The organism is Comamonas sp. GW821-FHT11H03, from assembly GCF_058807955.1.
The window spans coordinates 1-1,358 of sequence record NZ_JBXARF010000023.1 but is presented as its reverse complement, the minus strand read 5'-3'; the positions used below and the strand labels follow the sequence as shown (position 1 = coordinate 1,358).

At 62.2% G+C, this 1,358-nt stretch carries 1 protein-coding gene; it reads right to left on the bottom strand.

Going from position 1 to position 1,358, the window contains the following annotated elements; all coding sequences use genetic code 11:
- Positions 1-42: 42 nt before the first annotated feature.
- A protein-coding gene (locus AC1RTQ_RS24135) for an IS3 family transposase (protein WP_419145837.1) occupies positions 43-1,289 on the bottom strand; the annotation gives its coding sequence in 2 pieces (ribosomal slippage) (positions 43-959 and positions 959-1,289; 1,248 coding nt in all).
- Between the last annotated feature and the right edge of the window lie 69 nt (positions 1,290-1,358).

Genomic DNA, 1,358 nt, shown 5'->3' with positions numbered 1-1,358 from the left:
TGATCTTGCCCCCGTAGTTCCGGACACCGTCCAGTCGCTAAGTTAGCCCTGATGGGCGGGGTGATTCTGCCGTCGTCGGAACTCCCTGGGCGACATCATTTTCAAACTCGAATGCGGGTGGATCTCGTTGAAGTGCTCGAATGCTCCCGGCAATTGCGCCAACACGGTCGGCGCATCGAGCAGGTCCATGCGGCTCATGTAGTCGCGCTTGAAGGTGTTCACAAAGCTCTCGGCCATGCCATTGCTCTGGGGACTGCACACGGGCGTGTTGATCGGCTTCAGGCCCAGCGATCTAGCAATGCCACGCGTCTCGTGCGCGATGTAGGCGCTGCCGTTGTCGGTGAGGAACTCCAATTCACGCTCCAGAGGTACGGCTTCAACCGTGCCAAAGCGCCGCTCCACGGCCTCCACCAGCATGTCACGCACAGGCTCTCCTGCAAGTCCCTTGCCCTCCCAAGCTCGCCAGGCCAGGATCTCCCGGTCGCAGCAGTCCTTGGCGAAGGTGGCTGTGACCGTCTCGCCCGAGTCGCACTTAATCTCAAAGCCGTCAGAGCACCAGCGCATGTTGCTCATCGGCACACTGACCTGGCCATCGTGAACGCGGCTCGAATGCCGTCGTTTTGGGGCCTTGGGCAGCAGCAGTCGATGCCGCGCCATGACCCGGTAGATGCGCTTGTGGTTCAACGCCTGCTGACCTCGCGAACGGCGCTCTCGATTGAGCAGCGCACCGGCCCGGCGATAGCCATAGCTGGGCAGCTCGGCAATGTGGCGCCGCAGGTCGGCCAGCAAGACCTCATCCAGGTCTGGAGTGCGGCCTCTGCGGCTGTCCTGCCAGTGGCCAGGCCTGTGATGCCGCACATGCAGATTCGAGCGCGCCACGCCCAGCACCGAGCAGACCGACTTCATTGGTCGTCCCCGGGCAACAAGGGCGAGCGCGCAATCCACTTTTTTGCAGCGGCGAGCTCCATGGCCTCCTTGAGAATCTCGTTCTCCAAGGTCTTTTTGCCCAGCACACGTTGCAGCTTGGCGATCTCGGCGCGAGCTGCGGCCAGCTCAGAAGCCGGCACAACCGCTTCGCCTGCGCTCACGGCCACCAGCGCACCTTCGCGATCCAGTCGCCGCCAAGTGAATAGCAAGCTCGCCGACACGCTCTCCTGGCGGGCCACGAGCGAGACGCTCATGCCCGGTTCATACGTCTTGCGAACCAAGGCTGCCTTCTCGGCAGCCGACCAGCGCCGCCTGCGCTGGTCTCGGGTGATGACCTCTATCGTCTCTGTATGCCTAGTCATACGTACAGTCCTATGCCAATCTCGAAGATAAGCGATGGACTGTGTCCGGAGATTCAGGGGGCTATCTCA